Annotated in this window: 22 protein-coding genes; 16 read left to right on the forward strand and 6 right to left on the reverse strand. The window is 45.8% G+C overall.

What is annotated here, in order from left to right:
* Positions 1-55 precede the first annotated feature (55 nt).
* Positions 56-706, forward strand: a complete 651-nt coding sequence (locus tag L0659_RS00320; RefSeq protein ID WP_304488755.1) for an outer membrane lipoprotein carrier protein LolA — start codon at positions 56-58, stop codon at positions 704-706.
* An 84-nt stretch (positions 707-790) separates the two neighbouring features.
* Here the strand turns inward: L0659_RS00320 and L0659_RS00325 are convergent, their stop codons facing one another.
* From L0659_RS00325 to L0659_RS00350, 6 genes are all read right to left on the reverse strand, one after another.
* The gene (locus L0659_RS00325) at positions 791-1,258 is read right to left on the reverse strand and encodes a PA2169 family four-helix-bundle protein (RefSeq protein ID WP_235123517.1); all 468 of its coding nucleotides are present in this window, start codon (positions 1,256-1,258) and stop codon (positions 791-793) included.
* A gap of 157 nt (positions 1,259-1,415) precedes the next feature.
* Complete coding sequence (locus tag L0659_RS00330) at positions 1,416-2,384, reverse strand: lipid A deacylase LpxR family protein (protein ID WP_235123518.1); 969 nt, start codon at positions 2,382-2,384, stop codon at positions 1,416-1,418.
* A 26-nt stretch (positions 2,385-2,410) separates the two neighbouring features.
* Positions 2,411-3,511, reverse strand: a complete 1,101-nt coding sequence (locus tag L0659_RS00335; protein WP_235123519.1) for a DNA topoisomerase IB — start codon at positions 3,509-3,511, stop codon at positions 2,411-2,413.
* Positions 3,512-3,627: 116 nt separating this feature from the next.
* On the reverse strand, positions 3,628-5,913 hold the full coding sequence (locus tag L0659_RS00340) for an ATP-binding protein (protein ID WP_235123521.1): 2,286 nt from the start codon (positions 5,911-5,913) through the stop codon (positions 3,628-3,630).
* A 2-nt stretch (positions 5,914-5,915) separates the two neighbouring features.
* Positions 5,916-6,533: a biliverdin-producing heme oxygenase gene (locus tag L0659_RS00345; protein ID WP_235123522.1), complete on the reverse strand. Its 618-nt coding sequence runs from the start codon at positions 6,531-6,533 to the stop codon at positions 5,916-5,918.
* A gap of 24 nt (positions 6,534-6,557) precedes the next feature.
* Positions 6,558-7,004: a response regulator gene (locus L0659_RS00350; protein WP_235123523.1), complete on the reverse strand. Its 447-nt coding sequence runs from the start codon at positions 7,002-7,004 to the stop codon at positions 6,558-6,560.
* A gap of 183 nt (positions 7,005-7,187) precedes the next feature.
* On the opposite strand from L0659_RS00350, the gene L0659_RS00355 reads away from it, so the two are divergent.
* From L0659_RS00355 to L0659_RS00425, 15 genes are all read left to right on the forward strand, one after another.
* Positions 7,188-7,751, forward strand: a complete 564-nt coding sequence (locus L0659_RS00355) for a DUF4142 domain-containing protein (RefSeq protein ID WP_235123524.1) — start codon at positions 7,188-7,190, stop codon at positions 7,749-7,751.
* 279 nt (positions 7,752-8,030) lie between these two features.
* A complete protein-coding gene (locus tag L0659_RS00360; protein ID WP_235123602.1) occupies positions 8,031-9,512 on the forward strand; it encodes a sulfatase in 1,482 nt (493 codons plus the stop codon).
* A gap of 7 nt (positions 9,513-9,519) precedes the next feature.
* Positions 9,520-10,977 carry an NAD(P)/FAD-dependent oxidoreductase gene (locus L0659_RS00365; RefSeq protein ID WP_235123525.1) on the forward strand — a complete coding sequence of 486 codons (1,458 nt, stop codon included), beginning with the start codon at positions 9,520-9,522 and terminating at the stop codon, positions 10,975-10,977.
* Between the two features lie 8 nt (positions 10,978-10,985).
* The gene (locus L0659_RS00370; RefSeq protein WP_235123526.1) at positions 10,986-12,071 is read left to right on the forward strand and encodes a formylglycine-generating enzyme family protein; all 1,086 of its coding nucleotides are present in this window, start codon (positions 10,986-10,988) and stop codon (positions 12,069-12,071) included.
* 31 nt (positions 12,072-12,102) lie between these two features.
* Entirely contained in the window at positions 12,103-12,648 is a 546-nt protein-coding gene (locus L0659_RS00375) for an alpha/beta hydrolase (protein WP_235123528.1), read from the forward strand.
* Positions 12,649-12,716: 68 nt separating this feature from the next.
* Positions 12,717-13,313, forward strand: coding sequence for a YceI family protein (locus L0659_RS00380; protein WP_409018569.1), 597 nt, complete (start codon positions 12,717-12,719; stop codon positions 13,311-13,313).
* A 78-nt stretch (positions 13,314-13,391) separates the two neighbouring features.
* Positions 13,392-14,537 (forward strand): glycoside hydrolase family 130 protein, encoded by a 1,146-nt coding sequence (locus L0659_RS00385; RefSeq protein WP_235123530.1) that lies wholly within the window; start codon positions 13,392-13,394, stop codon positions 14,535-14,537.
* 94 nt (positions 14,538-14,631) lie between these two features.
* Positions 14,632-15,186: a fasciclin domain-containing protein gene (locus tag L0659_RS00390; RefSeq protein WP_235123532.1), complete on the forward strand. Its 555-nt coding sequence runs from the start codon at positions 14,632-14,634 to the stop codon at positions 15,184-15,186.
* 235 nt (positions 15,187-15,421) lie between these two features.
* Positions 15,422-16,186, forward strand: a complete 765-nt coding sequence (locus tag L0659_RS00395; protein ID WP_235123533.1) for a DUF1080 domain-containing protein — start codon at positions 15,422-15,424, stop codon at positions 16,184-16,186.
* Positions 16,187-16,220: 34 nt separating this feature from the next.
* Entirely contained in the window at positions 16,221-17,072 is an 852-nt protein-coding gene (locus L0659_RS00400; protein ID WP_235123534.1) for a sugar phosphate isomerase/epimerase, read from the forward strand.
* Between the two features lie 24 nt (positions 17,073-17,096).
* Positions 17,097-18,164, forward strand: coding sequence for a ThuA domain-containing protein (locus L0659_RS00405; protein ID WP_235123535.1), 1,068 nt, complete (start codon positions 17,097-17,099; stop codon positions 18,162-18,164).
* 34 nt (positions 18,165-18,198) lie between these two features.
* On the forward strand, positions 18,199-19,026 hold the full coding sequence (locus L0659_RS00410; protein ID WP_235123536.1) for a sugar phosphate isomerase/epimerase: 828 nt from the start codon (positions 18,199-18,201) through the stop codon (positions 19,024-19,026).
* Between the two features lie 97 nt (positions 19,027-19,123).
* Positions 19,124-19,930, forward strand: coding sequence for an alpha/beta fold hydrolase (locus tag L0659_RS00415; protein WP_235123537.1), 807 nt, complete (start codon positions 19,124-19,126; stop codon positions 19,928-19,930).
* A gap of 45 nt (positions 19,931-19,975) precedes the next feature.
* On the forward strand, positions 19,976-21,058 hold the full coding sequence (locus L0659_RS00420; protein WP_235123538.1) for an aldose 1-epimerase family protein: 1,083 nt from the start codon (positions 19,976-19,978) through the stop codon (positions 21,056-21,058).
* 158 nt (positions 21,059-21,216) lie between these two features.
* Positions 21,217-22,431, forward strand: a complete 1,215-nt coding sequence (locus L0659_RS00425) for a class I mannose-6-phosphate isomerase (RefSeq protein ID WP_235123539.1) — start codon at positions 21,217-21,219, stop codon at positions 22,429-22,431.
* The last annotated feature ends 7 nt before the right edge of the window (positions 22,432-22,438 follow it).

A 22,438-nucleotide genomic window follows, 5' to 3' on the forward strand; every position in this document is an offset into this window, starting at 1 on the left:
AGCAATACAGTTTTACAACTTTTTATTTAACTTACTAAGAACCAAACCTTTTAATATGAAAAGTTCAAGAATAAGCGCTTTTTTCTTTGCAGCAATGGTTATCTCAGGCCTGTCGGTAACATCGGCAAATGCGCAGGGAGACAAAAAATCGTCGGCCATTCTGGAAGCAATGAGCAGCAAATATCAGAAGATCAAATCCTTCAAAGCGATGTTTACTTACACGCCCGAAGGAGGAAAGCCGCTGAAAGGGGAAGCGACGGTAAAAGGGACAAAATTCAGGTTGAAAATGGCCGGTCAGGAGATATTTAATGATGGAAAACTGATGGCGACTTACATTAAGGAAACCAACGAAGTGAATTTGCAGGACTTCGATCCTACGGCCACTGGTGACCTGGACCCGACCAAAATTTATACCGCTTACAAGAAGGGTTTTAAATATGCTTTCTTAAAAGAACAAAAAGCCGGTGCCAAAACGCTGGAAGTGGTGGAGCTTACGCCTACCAAGAAAGAAAGCCAGGTTAATAAGGTGCAGATTGCTGTGAATAAGGCAGATAAGTCGATCAGTAGCTGGACTATTTTCCAGAAAAATGGTCAGGAAGTAACTTACACGGTGAATGATTTCCAGCCGGACGTTACCGTTGCCGACAGTTATTTTGCATTTAATTCAAAACAATATCCAGGCGTTGAGGTTGTCGATTTGCGATAATTGACTCAGCACAACAAAAGCAAGGCGGCGGAATCATTTGATCCCGCCGCCTTTTTCATTTATAAGCAAATTGTGCACTGATTATCAGTTAACAGCCTGATGCAAGTCTCTGTATTTCTTGATCAGGTTGTGCGATTCCAGCAACTCCGCTTTTTGATTTGCGATGATCTGTCTGATGTTTACCGGGAGATCGGCGTCTGTTGCTAATGCGTCGTCATATGCTTCCTGAGCTGCATCCTCACCATATTCGCAGCTTTCAAGAACCGAGGTTCTGTCGTGCCCGGTGAATGTTGCTTTAATGTCCATCCACACTCTGTAAATTTTTCCTGAGTTTGTAGTGCCGGTTGCCACTTCGCCTCCCAGCGCTTTGATCTCCGCACTCAGCTCATCTATATTTTGACGGCTTTCATTGGCCATTTTTTGAAATATCCTCCGAAGGTCAAGGTCGATATCTTCCACTTCTTCAACTGCCTTTTCGTAGCCGTCGATACGGTCGTTATTTATTTTTATCAAGTCGTTCAGGACTTCAACTAAATTTTCATTGGTTTCCATAACTAAGCTTATTTTAAGTTTGTGATAAGTATTTATATCTGCGTAATGAAGCCAACCCTAAAAATGCTGTGCCATCTGGTTGTGATGCATTCAAAAAGCCCCTACGTGGCTTGGGAACATGCAGCTACAAACGTATATGTAGCCCTTTTTGCACGGATCAGAGTAGGAAACCCATTTTGATGCCTCCCCAGCGATGATCCATTCCCGTGCGGAATTCCTTGGTCAGAAATGATTGATAGTATTCAAGGTAAATGCGCCAGTATTGGATGACCATACCAAAATTATCCTGAAAAGTCACGCGGTTGATCTGTGAAGATTTCAGTTTATATGGGCTGTGTGTGGAGAACAGACCGCCCTGCAATGTTGCATCATATGCATTGAAACCGACCAAGGGCTGATTGTAAATATAGCATTGAATGTTCCGCGCATTTAACCTGGGAGAATCTTTAAATGGCGAGGCGAATTTCCCAAGCCGTAAGGTTAATCCGGCCTGTGCTTTGTTATTCAATGTCCCGATCTGCATCTGAGTTTCCGTATTCAGGGCAACGACATTTCTTAGATTCAAAATTTGTTTCTGAAACTGGATCTCGTAGTTGAGCACCACATCATTCCGGATCTGATATTGCCAGCCTTTTGGATCCCGGTCGCCCGTCCACGAATGAATTTTTGTCTGCATTTTTCCTGCGAAAGCAGCCGGCCCGATCATTCCTGTGCTGAGGATTGCGACCAACCGCGTTTTATGGATTGTGTCTGTTGAAATACGGAAGGATTTGAGCATAATCGCTCCTGCGAAAGGCCGATCATTGTATAAAATAGCATTGCTGGAAATGCTCGTTGGTGTGAAGCCATAATGTTCAAAAGCCAGTCCATAACGTGTGGACTGGCCTTTGTGAAGCAAAAGTTTGTTGATCGGGTTCTTGCTCAAACCTGGGTTAACAACTTCAAAGCTGTAACCCTGCGTGTAATAATAATCGCTTTCAGCAAAGAAATCATTATCATAATGCAGCCGGATGTATTTGTCGCCTGCTGCATTCCGAAACGAAGCGGTTTGGTCAATTCGCTGCGCTGAGCCAGGTTTTGGAATAACTAATAGGGCAAGAACAAGGATTTTGAAATATCGCATCATGCTTCATATACGCTGTCTGCTTGCTTTTAGACCTGATGTGCCAGCAGAGACTTTACATGCTGCTCACTCTCGGTAAAAAGCTTCATTTCCTCGACCTGCTTGTTTAGAAACCGTTGGATCTTTCCATTTTCATAAGCCCGGAACACCGCCGGGTGCACGTAATATTTTTTGCAAACCGTCCGGGTATTTCCCAAATGTGCGGCTACAACGTCCAGGCAAGTGTTTAATGTCCTGGTCAACTGACGCTGCGTATCGTATTTTTCCTGATGACTAAGATATTCAAATGCAGTTACGGTGCCCATCCAGGTCCTGAAATCCTTTGCAGAGAAATTGGAACCCGTATATTTCCGAATGTAATCATTAACCTGGCCCGCATTCAGTGAGCAGCGGCCGCCACTTTCCTGTGTATATTGAAAAAGCCGTTTGCCGGGCATTTCCTTGTATTGTTTTACCAATCTTGCCAGTTGGGTATCCCGCAATGTAATGTCTTGCTTGATGCCTTTCTTGCCGGTAAACATAAACCGGATCGTGCTTCCCTTCACAGTGGCACAACGCGCGTCCAATGTCGTGATCCCTGAGGAGCCGTGTTTCAGCTTATAACGCTGGTTGCCAACCCGCATACAAGTTTTGTCCATGAGTTTGATCACCAATGCAATGGACTTGTCAAGATCAAAATTGTGTTTCCGCAAATCGTGCTCAACCTGTTCCCTGAGCAGAGGAAGTGCTTCTGAGAACGTAAGCAGGCGATAATATTTGGTTTGGTTGCGGATCAGGTTCCAGTGCGGATGATAGCGATATTGCTTGCGGCCGGCTTCATCAATGCCTGTTGCCTGAAGATGCGCATCAGCGTCCTCGCTGATCCATACTTCCCGCCACGCGGGTGGCAGCACCAGCGATTTAATCCGCTTGATCTGTTCTTTGTCCTTGGCTCTGTTTCCGTTTTTATCCACATAATAAAACCGGGGCGATTTGCCTTTTCGGAGAAAGCCTGGCGCGTTCGCTGACTGAATATAGTTTAATCCTGCCGCAGCGGCTGTAAGGGCAGGATCTTTCCTTAATTTTTTAATCTGTTTTGCAGTGATGACGGGAGCTTCCGTCAACGTCCCAACTGCTACGGCTACCGACATATAGTGTACTTTAGACTGTGTGTTCGGTATTATTAAAGTAATACCAGTCTGTACGGAGCCGATTTTCAGATTACAATGAGGAACATTATACTCATTTGAATATTCCTCCGAAAATTTTAGCGGGTTACGGGAAGAAAAAGTGTAAAAACAGAACCTTTGCCTAGCTCGGATTGCGCGGTAATAAACCCTTTATGGTTTTCGGCAATTTTCTTGCAGATGGCCAGGCCTATGCCTGTTCCCGGATATTTATGCGCCGGATGAAGTCTTTGAAAAACATCAAAAATCCTGTGCTCATATTCCTTTTCAAAGCCAATTCCCTGATCCGCAAACGCAATGCTGTAAAATTCTTTCTGAGGAGAAATGATATCATTAATATCGCTTCCTTTCACCACGCTCAAGTGAATGCTGATATCAGGATTTTTATCGCCATCCGTGAATTTGATCGCATTACTGATCAGGTTGAGGAACAACTGGTGGATTTGGAACGGAATGGCCTTCAATGTTGGCAGCTGTTGCGCCTGGATTGAAGCATTGCGCTCTTCAATGTTTTCGTTCAATTCGTGCAGAACATTTCCTAGAACTACATTGAGATCAACATCTTCAAAAACCTTTTCCGAATTTCCGGCCTTCGAGTAAGCAAGAATATCTTCGATCAGATTCTGCATTTTCTCGGCTGCGACGCGCATGCGCCCGACAGAATCTTTTACCTGCAAAGACAAATCCGGATCCTCGCGGTCAAGCACTTTCGAGGCAAATATCTGGATCTTTCTGAGCGGTTCTTTTAAGTCGTGTGTGCTGATCCAGTTTAGGTTAGCCAGTTCCTGGTTTGCCGTTTTCAGTTCTTCGTTCAGCGCCCGGTTTGCATCTTCCTGGGTCTGGATCACGCGGTAATTAATGTGCTTTTGCAAGGCATAGGAAAATCCCGAAGCTGCATGAAGCTCCGATTTCCGCCAGGGAGCGCTGTTGTCCTTCACCACTTCCTTCCAAAGTTCGAAAGATTTCCGGGGCGAAAGGCGCAGGCCGTCCTCGTTTGCCAGCACAGCCTTATCCGGGTTTCCCGCCCAGTTTATATTTTCAACCTTTTCCTGCCGCATCCAAATGATGCCATCCGCACTTCCAGGCAATGCATGATAAACAATCCCTGCCGCCTGTTGCGAAATGGGACCGGCATCAGGATACTGATCGATCAACCGGTGGGTTACCAATCCCTGAGATTTATAATGGTCTGCGAGGAAATGGAACAGGGGCGTCAACTGCTCGTCTGCTGGCGTAATGCCGTTTTTATAGAGTTTGTTATTGTAAAAAATAGCAGTGCCCGTTGCATTGGCCAGTTTCAGCAATGCATCCGAACTATGATATTCTTCAAAAAACAGATTGTTTTCGTGCAAATTCGAAAGCATTTCCGTCAGTGACTTGTCTACTTTCTGAGTTACTTCAAACTCTTCCGCAACTTCCCTTACCGAGATTTGCGACGTAAGGAAATGTCCCTGCAGCAATGCTGAAAGTCTGGTATAATGCGGTAATATTTTGGCCGAATAATGATGGCAGGCGATCAATCCCCAGAGCTTTTGATTTTTCAGAAGAGAAATGGTCAATGTTGCGCCCACGCCCATATTTTTTAAATATTCGACATGGATCGGGGATACGCTGCGCAGGATAGACAAGCTGAGATCCAGCGATTTGTTGGTTTTTTCGCTTGTATCGTCTAATGTCAGAATTGGAACGGGCGTGTAATTAATGTCTGCTATCATCCGCAGCGGATTGCGAATATATAATTCCCTGGCCTGTGCCGGAATGTCCGTATGCGGATATTTTTGTCCGGCAAAAGAGTCAAGGTCCTCACGCTTGCTCTCTGCGATCACATCACCATTAAACTCCGAATCAAACTTATAGACCATAACACGGTCATAACCTGTTATAACGCGTGTTTCGTTGGCTATTTCCTGGCAAAGCTCTGGCAGATAAGTCGTTTTCTCCATAATCGACACGAAAGTCCGTGTTTGATTATAAAGGTTGGGCAGATTGATCGTTCCGTCCGGGAATGGCTCAAATTCAAGGACTAATGTCTCATTGCTTTTGTGAACCGTAGTATTATAAGGAACCTCATTGAAGGAAAAAACAAAGGGTTGGGCAGAATCAATGGATTCCGCAGCAGCATAGGCCCTGAAATCCTCAGCTTCCTGCATTGGGAAAATTTCAGACAATGGTTTGCCTAAAATCGCCTGCGGGGTCAGCTCAATGTAAACTGCGCTATTTTCGCTGCAATAATCGATCAGGTAAGTCTGGCGGTTGACGCCCAGCATAAAGCCGTGGGGTTGAATGCTTCCTGGTATATGGATTGGTTCACTTTCGCAGTTTGTCAAGTTGACAAGATCGCGGTTCACGATGTTCTTGATGTTCATTCTTACTTTTCAATTACTGCTTCGTCAAGCCAATTGTCTATGATCGTAAATGTGTTTACAGCACCTTGTATTATTTCCGTACTCTGCCCGGTCTCTTGTGCAAACTGGGTAAATGATGAGACGAAAGATTTCCACATCATGCCGGTATCCTCGCCGTAGCCCCAGAAGTAGGCGCATCCGCTTTCAGGAGTCAGGCCGAGTGTTTTATGTATATGTTTATATAAAATGCGGCCTCCTAATGTCGAACCTTCAAGCACATACATGGCGCCCAGGTTTTCGGCAACAGAAGCAAACGCAAAACGGTAAACAGGCAACGCCTCAATTTGTGCCCTGGAAAAACCCGTGGCCAGAAGGTCCTGTTCAATCAGATGCGATCGTTTTCTCGCATCCAGATTTGGGATAATGTCCTTTAAAGAGGAAAATACAAAGTCTTCGCAACCAAGCGTGACTCCGTACATTGCAGACAAGTAGTTCTGGTAATCCGGCAGGCTGACCTTTTCGTCGAGAATCATTTTAGATAAATAATTCTCTTCCAGTTTTTTGTGGCTAACTGCGGTTTGTTTTCTCAGACTTTGAATAAAAGACTCCTGATCGGAATGAAAACTAGGCACTTCATTCATATACGGAAATAGAAATTCTAAAAGCTAATCAGTAATCAAAAATTGTTCCATTCCAAGCAGCGGACCTTCCGGGTATCTCTCAAAAAGGCACTTATCCAAAATCTCTATCAGGGCCGAAAAGCTGGTTGGTTTTTGAATGTACAAATTTGCACCGGCTTTGTACGCCGAATCCAGCATATATTTGGCAACCGATGTCGACAAGATGATAACCCGCACGCCTTCAAGCCCTTGCTGCGTCCTTATTTCGCGCAGGCATTCCAGGCCATTCTTCACAGGCATATTCATATCCAGAAATATAATATCGGGCTTGTATTCTTCCTGATGAAGGGTCTGCATCAGCCGCATGCCGTTTTCAGCCACCATGAGCTGCGTGTTCAAATTCACATGGTCCAGCGCCTCCCGGAACAGGAAAGCATCGTCATCATCATCGTCCGCAAGGAGAATTTGGAGCGGTTTTTTATTGCTTGTCATTAATTAAGAATAGGGGGCCTGCGCGTGTTCTAACAGATAATAGTATTAAAGCAAGATAGCCATTTGGCTTGGCAGCACAAAAATATACAAACTTTTTCAAACGAATAAAATCTCGTCGGAACATTCGGACTGGCACAATATTTTAACAATTAAATACATTGTCACAAAAAAATGAAATGAATTATGAAAAAGATAATATTAAGCGGAATGTTGTTCGCAGCTATGCTTTCATTTTCCGCATGCAACACAGAGAAAGCAGAAGATAGTAAAGAGGTTGCTGAAGAGCAAAATGACGCGAAGCTTGACGATACAAAGCTGGAAGATGATTCGGAATTTGCAGTTGCTGCGGCAGATGGCGGTATGCTTGAAGTGCAGCTTGGTGAATTGGCTCAGACCAATGCAGCCAGCGCTGATGTGAAGAAATTTGGTAAAGACATGGCAACCGAACATGGTAAGGCCAATGAAGAGCTGAAAGCCCTTGCCCAGCAAAAAAATATTACTTTGCCAATGTCGGTAAGCGATGATAAGCAAAAGAAAATTGATGATCTGTCTAAGAAAAAAGGCGCTGAGTTCGATAAAGACTATATTTCTTTCATGGTAGATGATCATAAAGAAGACATCAGCGAATTTGAAGAGGCAGCCAGCGATGCTAAGGATGCAGAGGTGAAAGCCTGGGCAGCCGGAAAACTGCCAACATTGAAACACCATTTGGAAATGGCACAAGGCATTAAGGATAAGATGAAATAATATCCGTTTGAATATAGTTTGATGAGCCGGGAACCTGCATTGGGTTTCCGGCTTTTTTAATTTAAAACCATTGAATAATCAAAAGAAATACTGAATTTGTCACGCTGGACGGCATTTTTACGGGTTTCTTATCAGTATTAACAAGAAACATTTGTTAAATCCTCTGCTATAAGCTTATTTTGTCTACCAATTATATAGAGTATTCGGATGCGCAAGCGTTTTTCCCTTTTTCAAATCCTGTTAAGCCTGTTACTGATTCTCGGCGCAGGCAACATTGCGATGGCTCAAACCGCAAGTCGTCCCAACATTATATTCATATTTTCGGATGATCATGCTTACCAGGGCATCGGCGCTTACGGTAACAAGCTGGTGAAAACGCCAAACATCGACCGTATCGCACGCGAGGGCGCATTGCTTACCAACAACATTGTAACTAATTCCATCTGCGGGCCAAGCCGGGCCACATTGCTTACCGGGAAATACAGCCACGTGAACGGTTATAAAAGAAATGACAGGACAAGGTTTGACACAAACCAGACATTGCTCTCAAAATCTTTGCAGCAAAGCGGTTACCAAACGGCTTGGATTGGAAAAATGCATTTGAACAGCCTGCCCGCGGGATTTGATTACTGGAACGTGTTGCCCGATCAAGGCAATTACTATAATCCGGATTTCATAGGCCAGCCTAATGATACAACCCGTTATACCGGTTACGTGTCGGACCTGATCACGAAGTTTTCCGTCGAATGGCTGGAAAAACGCGAAAATTCCAAACCATTTTTCCTGATCGTTGGGCACAAAGCTACGCATCGCGAATGGCTTCCGGATTTGCAGGACCTGGGCGCTTATGACGATGTAACATTCCCATTGCCAGCCAATTTTTATGATGATTATAAGGGCCGGTCCGCCGCAATGCAACAGGATATGAGCATTGAAAAAACAATGCGCCTGAAACAGGATCTGAAAGTAAATGTGGATTATGAAAAAGACTACGCATATAACCGCTTCAATCCCGAGCAAAAGAAGGTTTTCAAAGCTTATTATGATAAAATAGGCAAGGAAGTAACCGATAAGCAACTGACTGGTAAAGCGCTGACAGAATGGAAATACCAGCGTTACCTGAGAGACTATTTCTCGGTTGCCAACTCACTGGACAGGAACATCGGAAAGCTGCTGGACTATCTGGATAAATCTGGTTTAGCGAAAAACACGGTTGTAATCTATGCTTCCGACCAGGGTTTTTATCTGGGAGAGCACGGTTGGTTTGACAAACGCTTTATATATGAAGAGTCGCTGAAAACGCCATTTGTGATCCGTTATCCGGGTGTGATCAAGCCAGGTAAAAAAGTCGAGGATCTGATCGTGAATATAGACTGGGCGCCTACGGTGCTCAACATTGCGGCCGCTAAAATTCCGTCCGACATGCAGGGAAAATCTTTTTTACCATTATTAAAAGATGAAGCAAAAGCGCCCTGGCGGAAAGAAGCCTATTACCATTATTACGAATTCCCCGAGCCGCACCACGTGTTTCCACATTTCGGATTGCGTACAAGCCGGTACAAACTGGCCTATTTTTACGGTGGAGCAGATTCCTGGGAATTATTTGACCTGGAAAAAGATCCTTCCGAAGGTTCCAACATTTACGGAAAACCTGGAACAGAGAAGATCACAGCCGATTTGAAAGAAAAGCTGAAAGCCCTCATGAAAGAATATAAGGATGATGAGGGGCTGAAAATATTGGCCGGAGCCAAAAGCATTTAATCAAAGGATGGTGAACAAAACAGAATACGATGCGATAGTGGTAGGGGCCGGTCCGAATGGATTAGCGGCGGCTATTACATTGCGCCAAGCCGGATTGTCTGTTTTGCTCGTTGAAGCCAAATCAACGGTTGGCGGCGGGATGCGATCCGCGGAACTGACGCTTCCAGGCTTTGTACACGACGTTTGTTCGGCAGTGCATCCGATGGCAGTCCTTTCACCTTTTTTTAAAAAAATGCCTTTGAAGCAATTCGGTTTGGAAATGATCCAGCCGGAATATGCGGCCGCGCATCCGTTTGATGATGGAAAAGCAGCCGTTTTGCACCAGTCGGTTGTGGAAACAGCGGAAGGATTAGGAATTGATAAAAAAGCCTATCTCGATTTCATGCAGCCGTTACTGGCAGATTTGCCAGGTTTACTTCCCGATCTGCTTGGTCCGCTTACATGGCCAAAACATCCGATCGATCTGGCCATGTTTGGATTGAAAGCGCTTCCGCCGGCAAGCTGGACACGTAAATTTTTTAAAACACAAGAGGCGCGGGGATTGTGGGCAGGCATGGCGGCACATGCAATACAGCCTTTGGAAAACATTGCCACCTCCGCCTTCGGGATCATGTTAATGGCCGGGGCGCACCTGGCAGGCTGGCCTATTCCAAAGGGCGGAAGCCAGTCGATAGCGAATGCATTAGCCAGTTATTTTTTATCCATCGGCGGTGAAATCCAAACGGACTTCGAGGTAAAATCACTGGACGGGCTGCCGCCTGCAAAAGCAGTTTTGCTGGACATTACGCCCAGGCAGCTTTTGAAAATTGCAGGCAACAAACTCAGCCCTTCCTACCGCAAGAAACTGGAAAAATACCGCCACGGAATGGGCGTATTTAAAATAGACTGGGCATTAAGCGAGCCTATCCCATTTACAGCCGACGCTTGCAAAAAAGCGGGAACGGTGCATTTGGGCAATACATTTGAAGAAATCGCTCACGGGGAGAAAAGCATGGACAAAGGAAAGCATGTGGACAAACCGTTTGTTTTGCTGGCGCAGCAAAGCCTTTTCGATCCCGGGCGCGTGCCGGCGGGAAAGCAGTCGGCCTGGGCGTATTGCCACGTTCCAAATGGTTCGAACAAAGATATGACGGCCATTATTGAAGATCAGGTGGAGCGTTTTGCGCCTGGTTTTCGGGATACGATCATTGAAAAGCACACCATGAATACGGTGCAGATTGAGGCCTATAATCCCAACTACATCGGCGGGGACATTAATGGGGGCGTTCAGGATATTTTGCAGCTATATTCCCGTCCCACATTGCAGGTTTCGCCTTATCGAACTTCGGCAGAGGGCGTTTATCTGTGTTCATCGTCCACACCGCCGGGCGGCGGCGTGCATGGAATGTGCGGGCATCATGCAGCCAGACAAGCATTGAAAGACGTTTTTAAAATCGATGACATTGCAGCAGAGCGCGTTAAATAAGTCAGAATATGAAGTTTTTGCAGTCCGTTAATATTTGTTTTTTTATTGGAATAATAACCCTGGCCATTACAGGCTGCGATAAAAAGCAGACTGCGGAAGAAAGAAAAGCCGACAGCCTCGCACATTGCATTGCAGACGGAATTCCGTCCAGAGCATCGGCGATTCAGAATGCGAGCTATTTAAAGGAAGGAGAAGGCGATACAACGGGAATGGCCTGGATCGGCGGTGGTAAATTTTTGATGGGCGCGGATGAATTTCCTGATTCCCGTCCTATGCATGAGGTTACTATCAATGGTTTTTATATGGATAAACACGAAGTAACCAATGCACAGTATGCAGCATTTGTAAAAGCAACCGGTTACAAAACAGTAGCAGAACGGCCATTGCACCCGGCCGATTATCCGGGTGTTCCGGCAGATAAGCTGGTCCCTGGTTCAGCCGTTTTTACACCAACAAAAACACAAGTTTCCCTGGATAACCCATTACAATGGTGGAATTACGTTCCGGGAGCAAGCTGGGCACATCCGGAAGGACCATCGTCATCGATCAAAGGCCGCGAGAATTACCCGGTAACGCACATTTCCTACGAAGATGCAGCCGCTTATGCAAAATGGGCAGGAAAAAGGCTTCCTACCGAGGCCGAATGGGAATTTGCCGCACAAGGTGGAAAAGGAAACCATACGTATTACTGGGGCGACGAACTGAAACCCGGGAACAAATGGGTTGCCAACATTTACCAGGGAAGTTTTCCCGACAAAAACACCAGGGAAGATGGTTTCATAACAGCAGCGCCAGTGCAGACATTTCCTGCAAATCCTTACGGCTTGTATGATATGGACGGCAATGTCTGGGAATGGTGTGAAGATCTATATCGCCCGGACTATTACCAGAAAAGCCCGAAGGACAACCCGAAAGGCCCGTCGGACAGCTATGATCCCGAAGAACCGGGCGCAGTCAAACGCGTTCAGCGCGGCGGCTCTTTTCTCTGCAGCGACGACTATTGCATCCGATACAAAGCCGGAAGCCGTGGCAAAGGCGAAGTTACCAGCGGAAGTAACAATCTAGGGTTTCGTTGTGTGAAGGATAAGATTTAATTATTGTTTAAAAAGATTTCAACGCTTGCATATGCATTTTCTAACAGTTCCAGGACTGGCTAGCTCGGGGCCGCAACATTGGCAAACCATCTGGGAAACGCAGTATAGTGACGTTTTTAGCAGAGTGCAGCAGGAAAACTGGGACTGGCCGGTGAAGGAAGATTGGGTTGGCCAGCTCCAAAAGCAGATCAGTCAGTTAACGGGCCCGACCGTTTTGATCGGGCATAGCCTGGGGTGCATAACCATTGCACATTGGGCGCAGGAATTTAGTTCAGAACATATTCAGGGGGCATTGCTGGTGGCGCCCGCGGATGCCGAATTGTCGAAGCGGTTAAACTTCGTGGTGGGATTTACACCCATCCCCATTAAACCTTTTGACTTCAAATCGGTCGTAGTAGCGAGCACCAATGATATTTATGCAACCATTGGCCGGTCAAAAGCCTTCGCAGCAAGCTGGGGCAGCGATTTCGTTAATGTTGGGAAAAAAGGGCATATCAATGCGGTTTCAGGACTGGAAGATTGGCAGGAGGGAAAAGCGATCCTGGAAGGCCTGAGTGGCGTTAAACTTGCTAAATAAATTTTTATTATATCTTCTTATCTTACAAATCAATTTTACCACTTAACAATCGAATGACTATGAAAAAAATGTTTGTTTTCGTTTTTGCTGGTTTGCTGTTCAATGCCGCTGCAATGGCCGGCCCTGATAAAAAAGCTGCTGACAAAACACTTGCAGTGGACACAAAAAGCAGCACAATAACCTGGGGAGCTAAAAAAGTTACAGGAACGCACGCAGGCTCGGTGCCTGTTGAAAGCGGATCGCTGATCGTTGACGGCAATAAGCTGAAAGGCGGAACATTTGTAGCCGACGTGAAATCACTGGTTGTTACGGATGTTACCGACAAGGAAATGAATGGAAAACTGACTGGCCATTTGAAAAGTGATGATTTCTTCTCAGTAGAGAAACATCCTCAGGCTAAGTTGGTTATCTCATCAGTAACACCAAAAGGCGGGGACGCTTATGATGTAACCGGTAAGTTGACCATTAAAGGAATTACGCAGGACGTGAAATTTCCTGCAACGGTGAAGTCGGATGCCAAAAAAGTGACGGCGGTTGCAAAAGTAACTGTGGACCGTACGAAATATGACATCAAATTCCGCTCTTCCAATTTCTTCGAAAACCTTGGAGACAAAGCGATTGACAATGATTTCACATTGGACGTGAACCTTGTTGCTAACAAATAAGATAAGGTAATTTTAAGAAAAGTTTGTATAATCCGGCCCGATTCGTTCGAGTCGGATTTTTTTTAACCCAATTTATCCATGAAAAGAATATTTACCGGCTTCGCGCTAACGCTCACAATGCTTGCGGGAGTTGCATTTGCCCAAACGGAAAACAAACTTCCCGACTGGACATTCGGCGGTTTTCAGCGTCCGGCTGGGGTTAACCCCGTTATTTCACCGGATTCGACCACCACATTTTTTTGCCCGATGAACAAAAGGCAGGTTGACTGGGAATCCAACGACACCTTCAATCCGGCTGCTACAATAAAAGATGGGAAGATTGTGGTGTTGTATCGTGCGGAAGACAAAGCAGGCCGCGCCATCGGAAAGCGGACTTCACGCCTGGGTTATGCCGAGAGTGAGGATGGGATCACTTTCAAAAGACGCAAAGAGCCCGTTTTGTATCCTGCCGAGGACAACCAGAAAAAGAATGAATGGCCCGGAGGCTGCGAAGACCCACGTGTTGCGGTCACCGAAGACGGTTTATATGTGATCATTTACACACAATGGAACCAGGACAAAGCCCGGCTGGGAATCGCTACGTCGAGAGATTTATTAAAATGGGAAAAACACGGCCCGGCATTTACAAAAGCATTCAATGGCAAGTTCAACGAAATCTGGTCAAAATCAGGATCAATTGTAACGAAGCTCGTTGGTGACAAGCAGGTTATCGCAAAAATTAATGGCAAATACTGGCTCTATTTCGGCGAGGCGAATGTCAATTTAGCTTCGTCAACCGACCTGATCAACTGGACGCCGCTTGTCGATAAAAACGAAAACCTGGTTAACCTGATCTCTCCGAGAAAAGGCTATTTTGACAGTAATTTAACTGAATGCGGCCCGCCAGCCATTGTTACGGAGAAAGGGATCGTTCTTTTATATAATGGTAAAAACGACAAAGGTGAGGATGGCGACAAGCGTTTTACGCCTAATAGTTATTGTGCAGGACAAGTTTTATTTGATAAAAATGACCCTTCAAAAATGCTTGCCAGACTCGACGTTCCGTTTTTCCGGCCAATGGAATCATTTGAAAAGAGCGGTCAGTATGTTGCGGGGACTGTTTTCATTGAAGGAATGGTGTATTTCAAAAACAAATGGCTTCTGTATTATGGCTGCGCCGATTCGCGCGTAGGTGTTGCTGTTTATGATCCCAAAACCAAAACCCCGGGCGACCCGCTTCCATGATGTAACCGGTTGGGACAATATTATTTACTTACAGATTGATCTATCTGCAATGCGTTGGCGTATATCAGGTATAAACAAAACAAACTTGTTACCTATGAAAACGTCGATGAAATTTACAAGCTTGCTGGCATTTGCTTTAATGACAGCATTCAGTGCATTTGCCCAGGAAAAAACAGTAATGGTAGGCGGAGCAGAAATGTATCCTTCTAAAAACATCGTTGAAAACGCAGCTAATTCCAAAGATCATACCACATTGGTTGCAGCAGTAAAAGCAGCTGGTCTTGTAGAAACATTGTCAGGAACAGGTCCTTTCACGGTTTTTGCACCTGTTAATGCAGCATTTGATGCATTGCCAGCAGGAACGGTTGACAATCTTTTGAAACCAGAAAACAAAGCAACATTGACTTCGGTATTAACTTACCATGTAATCCCTGGAAAAGTGGATTCTAAATCAGTTGCGAAAATGATCAAGGACGGAAAAGGAAAGGCAATGGCAAAAACCGCACAAGGTGCTGAGCTGACCTTTTCTATGGACGGAAAAGACCTGATTGTAACGGATGCAAAAGGAAACAAAGGCAAAGTGACCATTGCAGATGTATACCAATCCAATGGCGTGATCCATGTGATCGACAAAGTATTGATGCCTTAATGAGCTTAGTTTAGTGAGTTTGGTTGTGCAGAGTGGTTGTGATGTGGCGGGAGAGCTTAGGCTTTCCCGCCTTTTTTGTGCGCCATGCAGGTTAGTACAGGATAGTCCCATGGATAATTTTAGGAATTTTTGGATATTATTTTCTGCTTTTTTAAGAGTAGTGATTAAAAAATTGCCGTAGTTGTAAGGGAAGCCATTATTTCAAAAGTCACTAAACCTATAAATACAATCCAAAATGAATTCCAGATTTATCAGCGCCGGACTTATGCTGGCCGTTTTATTGACCATCGGAAGCCAGATTTCCTGCGTGGCCCAGAAGAAAGAAAAGGGCTTCGTATCCATTTTTGATGGTAAAACATTAAAAGGATGGGATGGTGATCCAAAATACTGGAGAGTGGAAAATGGAAATCTTGTAGGAGAAATCACGCCGGAGACCCTTTTAAAAACAAATTCATTCATCATCTGGAAAGGCGGCGAGCCCGCAGATTTTGAATTGAAAGGTTCGGTTAAGATCGCGGCGGCAGGTAACTCGGGCATCAATTACAGAAGCGAGCAGTTAACAGACGTCCCTTTTGCATTAAGAGGTTACCAGGCCGATATTGACGGAAAGAACAACTATACCGGCCAGAATTACGAGGAGCGCAAAAGAACAACCCTTGCATATCGCGGCCAGAAAACAACGATTAAGCCTTACACAGGTGAAAATACGCCAGAAGCAGTTCGTGCAGGTGTGAAAGCGAATGCCTGGACAGGGCTGGAAGTAACCGGCTCATTAGGAAAGTCCGATTCGTTGAAGACTCTGATCAAAAGCGAAGACTGGAATGACTTCCACATTGTGGCCAAAGGAAACCGGCTGCAACATTACATTAATGGCGTTTTGATGAGCGACGTGACGGATAATGATACGGTTAATGGTAAAAAAAGCGGCTTATTAGGCGTGCAGGTTCACGTTGGACCGCCTATGAAAGTGGAATACAAAGATTTGAGAATCAAACAATAGCGTGCATGCCAGCAATGGCAAGAATGATAGTAAAATGAATAAAATAGGATTTAATGTGCTTGCCTGGACGGCAGCGGTTTCTGATGATCTTTTTCCCATTTTAGACCGGTTGAAAAACATCGGTTATGACGGGGCGGAATTTTACTTAGGCCCTCAGGAATCAGCTGCGTATCAGCGCATAGGCAATCATACCAGAGATCTCGGCCTGGAAACGACCGCAGTAATGACCCTTGGCGCGGATGAAAATCCAGTGAGCGAATCGGTGGAAGTGAGGAAAAAGGCTTTGGATAAAATTAAATGGGCGGTGGATCGCGCACATGATCTGAATGCAAAGATTATTTGTGGTCCGTTTCATTCGGCGCACACAGTTTTTGTAAATCGTCCCGCGCTGGATCAGGAATATGCATTGGCCGGTGAGGTGCTGAACGCAGCCGCGGATTATGCCGCGCAAGCCAACATTACATTTGCATTGGAAGCGTTGAACCGTTTTGAATGCTATTTGTGCAACACCATGGAGCAGTTGCTCAAACTCGTAAAAGCCGCAGATCATCCCAATGTGCGCGCCATGCTCGACACGCATCATTCCAACATTGAGGAGAAAAAGTATTCGACAGCGTTGCAGACCATTGCGCCTGTTCTGGCCCACGTGCACATCAGCGAAAATGACCGTGGAACGCCCGGCGACGGACAAGTGCTTTGGGACGATGCATTTTCTTCATTGGCAGCGATCAAATATCAGGGTTGGCTTACGATTGAGGCTTTTTCAAGAAATGATCCGGATTTTGCGAATGCCATCGGCGTCTGGCGGGAGTTTTCAGATCCGTGGGACATTGCCGAGAATGGCTACAACTTCATCCGCGAAATGAGCCTGAAACACGGTCTTTGAGTAAACCAACATCATTCCTGACCCATGCAAAAAACCTTGAAATCATTGCTGTTGTTCAGCTTTGCCACATTCATATTTAGTTTTATATCAATTTGTGCAAATGCGCAAGGTGATGACGTTAGCAAATATCGCGTCGTTTACAAGGGCGAAAAAGGGCCGGGCGTTGGCAAAAACATTGTTTTCATCGCCACCGACCACGAATACAGAGGCGAAGAGTCCTTGCCCGCGCTGGCAAAAATTTTGGCAAAAACTTATGGCTTTAACTGCACGGTCGTGTATGCGCTGGATTCCGCAGGCAACATTTTCCCGGGCGGTTCCAACATTAAAGGCCTCGACGTGCTTGATAAAGCCGATCTGCTCGTCATGTTTATGCGCTTCGCCCACTTTCCGGATGCCGAAATGCAGCATATCGATAATTACGTGAAAAGAGGCGGCCCGATTGTGGCTTTCCGCACATCCACCCATGCTTTTGAGATTAAAAACGATCCGAAATGGGCACATTATAGCTGGGATTACAAAGGCGATAAGGCCAACTGGAAAGACGGTTTCGGCGAATATGTGCTGGGTGAAACCTGGGTTTCACATTATGGCACGAATCACAAGCAATCTTCCAAAATCATGATCGAAAAATCACAGGAATCGCACCCGATCATGCGCGGCGTGAAAGACATGTGGGTGCAATCCGGTGGTTATACGGCTGAACCAAAAGGAACGGTGCTTGCCAAAGGCCAGGTGCTCAACGGCATGACCGCAACTTCCGAGCCCGACAAAACCAAAGAACTGCTTCCGGTTGCCTGGATCAAGGAATATCAGGTTGAAAACGGCAAAAAAGGCCGCTCGTTCACAACTACACACGGCGCTTCGGAAGATTTGTTAAACGATGGATTCAGAAGGATGGCGCTAAATGCAGCGTTTTGGGCTATGGGCATGGAAAAGGAAATTAAGCCAAATAATAACATTGCATTCGTAGGGCCTTACAAGCCGACAACATTCAATTTCAGCGGTTATAAAGCCAATGTAAAACCATCCGATCTGGCGGGCTGGGATTCGCTTATTATGCCGGGCGAGATTGTCAAAAAGAAGATAAAGTAATTTTTTGATTTATACAAATTAATAAAAGCATTTAATGTCTCAAATACTTCCATTTCGCTTCGGATCAGAGGTTTACACCTGGTTTATGAGCAACAACGGTCAAACGCATCAGGGCCGGCTGGGTCACATGATTGAAGTCATTTCAAAAGCCGGATTCACCGGGATTCAACCCATTTTTACCTGGATGGGCGATTTGATCGATCCTGATAAGCTGGAAGCAAAGTTGGATGAACAAGGCATTGAGCTGGCGGCATTGGCATTGGCATTGGATTGGAACGAGGCAGAGGAAACCGAGCGCGAGCGCGAAGTGGCGGACCATGCGATCAAAGTTTTGCAGCGTTTTCCAGGTGCCGTTTTAAACACAGTTCAAATTCCAACGGGCCGTCACGATCTGGCAGAGCGCCAAAAACGCCTCGTTAACATTGTCAACACCGTTTCAAAACGCGCCGCAGACAAAGGCGTTCCTTGCAGTTACCACCCCAATTCCCCACACACATCCATTATCCGTACTGCCGAAGATTATAAGATCGTGCTCGAAGGGTTGGACGCATCGGTTACAGGCTGGACACCCGATGTAGGCCACATTATCAACGGCGACATGGATCCTTTGGCCAAAATGAAGGAATATCAATCGCTGATCAATCATGTGCATTATAAAGATTGGGATGGAAATCCTGAATTCACATTGATGGGAAAAGGGAAAGTGGATTTACTGGGCGTAACACAATGGCTGAAAGACATTAATTACACCGGTTGGATCATTTGTGAAGATGAAGGAAAAGAAGCACTGGAAGATCCCGATTTCGTAACTACGCACGACGGCAACTGGATCCAGAACGACCTAATCCCAGCACTAAGATAAGGCCGATCGCTAAAAACCATCAACAACGAATGTGCCAGAGGCATTATCAAAAAGATAACAACAGTTTTTTTGCCCCAGCGGGGCTACCCATTTTTATATGCCAACGATAAAAACCAACGGAATAAGCATGTATTACGAAGAAAGGGGCTCCGGTGAGCCGCTTTTGCTGATCATGGGCATTACCGCGCCCGGATCCGTCTGGAATGTGCATGTGGCCGATTGGAAGCATCATTTCCGCTGCATTATAGGCGATAACAGAGGCGTAGGACAAACAGATAAGCCCGCAGGCGCATACACCAGCGAACAAATGGCCGATGATTATGCCGGTTTACTAGACTCACTGGAATTGGAAAATGTAAATGTTGTAGGCTGTTCCATGGGCAGCACCATTGCGCAGCAGCTCGCTATAAGGCATCCGAACAAACTAAAATCACTGGTATTAATGTGCCCCTGGGCACGCTGCGACGCTTATGCGAAAGGATTATTCCAGCATATCATGAACAGCAAAGCCAGGTTCAGGCCTGAGGAATTTAGCTTATACATTCAATTATTAATCTTTTCAAAAGCATCCTGGGACGATCCAAAACAGCATGAAGAGCTTGAATTAGGTAGAAAACAGGACGCCGTAAATCCTTATCCACAACCATTACACGGCCTGGAAGGACAAGCCGCAGCTTGTATTAATCACAATGCGCTCGCTGATTTGGGCAAGATTGATAAACCAACATTAGTGATCGGAGGAAGGGAGGACATTTTCACACCCGTTTGGATGGCTGAGGAAGTTGCAAACGGCATTCCAAACTCAGAACTTTTTCTGTATGAAAAGCTCGGACACGCATTTCATTTTGAAAATACGGGCGATTTCAACCTGAGAGTGAGGGAATTTCTTTCAAAAACACATTAAAGAAAGGGCATAACAGCCTTTTTTAATTTTGAATTGACATTATCAATGGAAAGTGCGGAGCATATAAATCAAGACTGGAAGGAAAAAGTAGGCAATCACGCGCAGATAGGCGGAATTGAAACTTCTGTCCTGGATAATGGCGCCGGAAGAGGAACGCGGATTGCCTGGATAAACACAGGAGCAGGATTGCGTTTCAAAGTCGTGATTGACAGGGCGATGGATATTGCAGAAGCATTTTATAATCAGCATAGTCTGGCTTGGTTAAGCCATGGCGGCATCACCTATCCGCAGCCATTTTCTGACAAAGGCATTGACTGGTTAAGAACATTCGGCGGCGGTTTGCTAACAACTTGCGGCCTCACCCATGTAGGAGGGCCTGAATCCGATGATTTTGGTGACAGAGGTTTACACGGCCTGATCAGCAATTCACCGGCAGAAGTCATTTCCATCATTCAGCCCGACCCAAGAGCAGGCAAGCTGGAAATGAGCATTACGGGCATTATTAGGGAAACAAAACCATTTGGCCCGAGCCTTGAACTACGCAGAACCATTTCAGCAACATTAGGCCAACCAGGAATCCGCATTCATGACGAAGTAACCAATAAAGGAAACACGCCATCGCCGCACATGCTTTTGTATCATTTCAATTTCGGCTGGCCTCTGGTTGACGAAGGAACAGGCATTCTGTGGAGAGGCGAATGGCATCCAAGGCACGGTGAGGAAAATGCCAAGATCTTTAAAAAAGGAAACGATTTCAAAAAATGCCCAGCACCACTGGAAGATCACTTAGGAAGTGGCGAGGAAGTTGCTTTGGTTGATATTGAAGCCGACATTTTCGGCGACAGCGTTTGCGGGCTTTATAATGAGAAGATTGGTCTGGCCGTTGGTTTAAAATTCAAAAAAGAGCAATTGCCCTGGATGGCCAACTGGCAACATTGGGGCAAAGGAGAATACGTAACCGGCCTGGAACCCAGCACGCATCCGCTATCTGGGCAAGCGAAGGCTAGGGAAGATAAAACACTGATTTTCATTGGGCCGGAGGAGATGAAGGTTTATGATTTGGAATTGAATGTGATGACGGGGAAAGAGGTCATAGATGAGTTCATATTAAATGTAAATGTGGCCTGAACAAGGCCCCTGTCACCCTGAGCGTAGTCGAAGGGGCGTTACCACCAAGCAGTAACGCCCCTTCGACTACGCTCAGGGTGACAGAGTCAAAAGCAGAAGCTCACAACTTTATTAAATAACAAAGCAAAAGTTTACACTAAACCAATATATTAACCACAATGGGACTTTCGAGTATAGCTGAAAAGGCGTTAGAGCAGGGAAAAGGGATTTTGCGTTTGGCGCCGACCTGGGTGCCGCGTTCATTTTGCGTTCCCGGCCGCAGGATCAAATTACATCCGGACGATTATTATGTACTGGGTGGAGAGCGTGGCGGTATCGATGAGCGCTGGTTATCTTCTACTACTCCCGCGGAGAACGGGCCGCTGACAGGCGAAAATGAAGGTTTGAGCCAAATTGTTTTGGAAGATGAGTCAGGCATTCAAAAAGTCACATTGCGGGATGCGGTGGAAGAGCTGAAAGGTGAAATTATTGGTGACAGACTTTGGGATCAATACAAAAGCTGGCCGATGTATTCCAAGTTTTTTGACAATATGGGCCCGCTTCCACACCATATCCACCACAGAGACGAGCACGCTGCCATGGTGGGTCAGAACGGCAAACCGGAAGCCTACTATTTCCCGCCGCAACTCAACAACCACGGCGGCGATTTTCCTTATACATTCATTGGTATTGCTCCTGGTACTTCCAAAGAGCAGATCAAGGAGTGTCTGATGAACTTCACCAAGGGTGACAATAAAATCACGAATTACTCTCAGGCATTTCGTCTGGAACCGGGTACGGGCTGGGATGTGCCTCCCGGCATGCTGCACGCGCCGGGCAGCTTGTGCACGTATGAGCCCCAGAAAGCATCGGACATTTTCGCAATGTATCAATCGCTTGTTAACGAGGCGGTTATTCCGGAAGAGCTGCTTTGGAAAGGCACCCCGCAAGACAGAATTGGCGATTACGACTTGTTGATGGAAGTAATCGATTGGGATTTGAATGTCAATCCTAATTTGATGGAGAAACATTTCATGCGTCCGAAACCGGTGAAAGATGTTGCCGAAATGGAAGCGGAAGGATATAGTGAAAACTGGATTTGCTACAAAAACGAAGCTTACAGTGCCAAAGAATTGACCGTATTTCCTGGGCAAACCGTAACAATTAAAGACGGTGGCGCATACGGAATGATCGTGATGCAGGGCCACGGCAAACTAGGCGAGTGGGACATTGAAACACCCGCATTGATCCGCTACGGACAACTGACGAATGATGAGTTTTTTGTGAGTGAAAAAGCTGCGACAGAAGGCGTTGTGATCAGCAATCCTTCCAAAACAGATCCAATTGTAATTCTGAAACACTTCGGTCCGGGGAATCCTGACCTTGTTCTTTAACCAATAA

The sequence above is a fragment of the Dyadobacter sp. CY347 genome (assembly GCF_021502655.1).
Taxonomy (GTDB): domain Bacteria; phylum Bacteroidota; class Bacteroidia; order Cytophagales; family Spirosomataceae; genus Dyadobacter.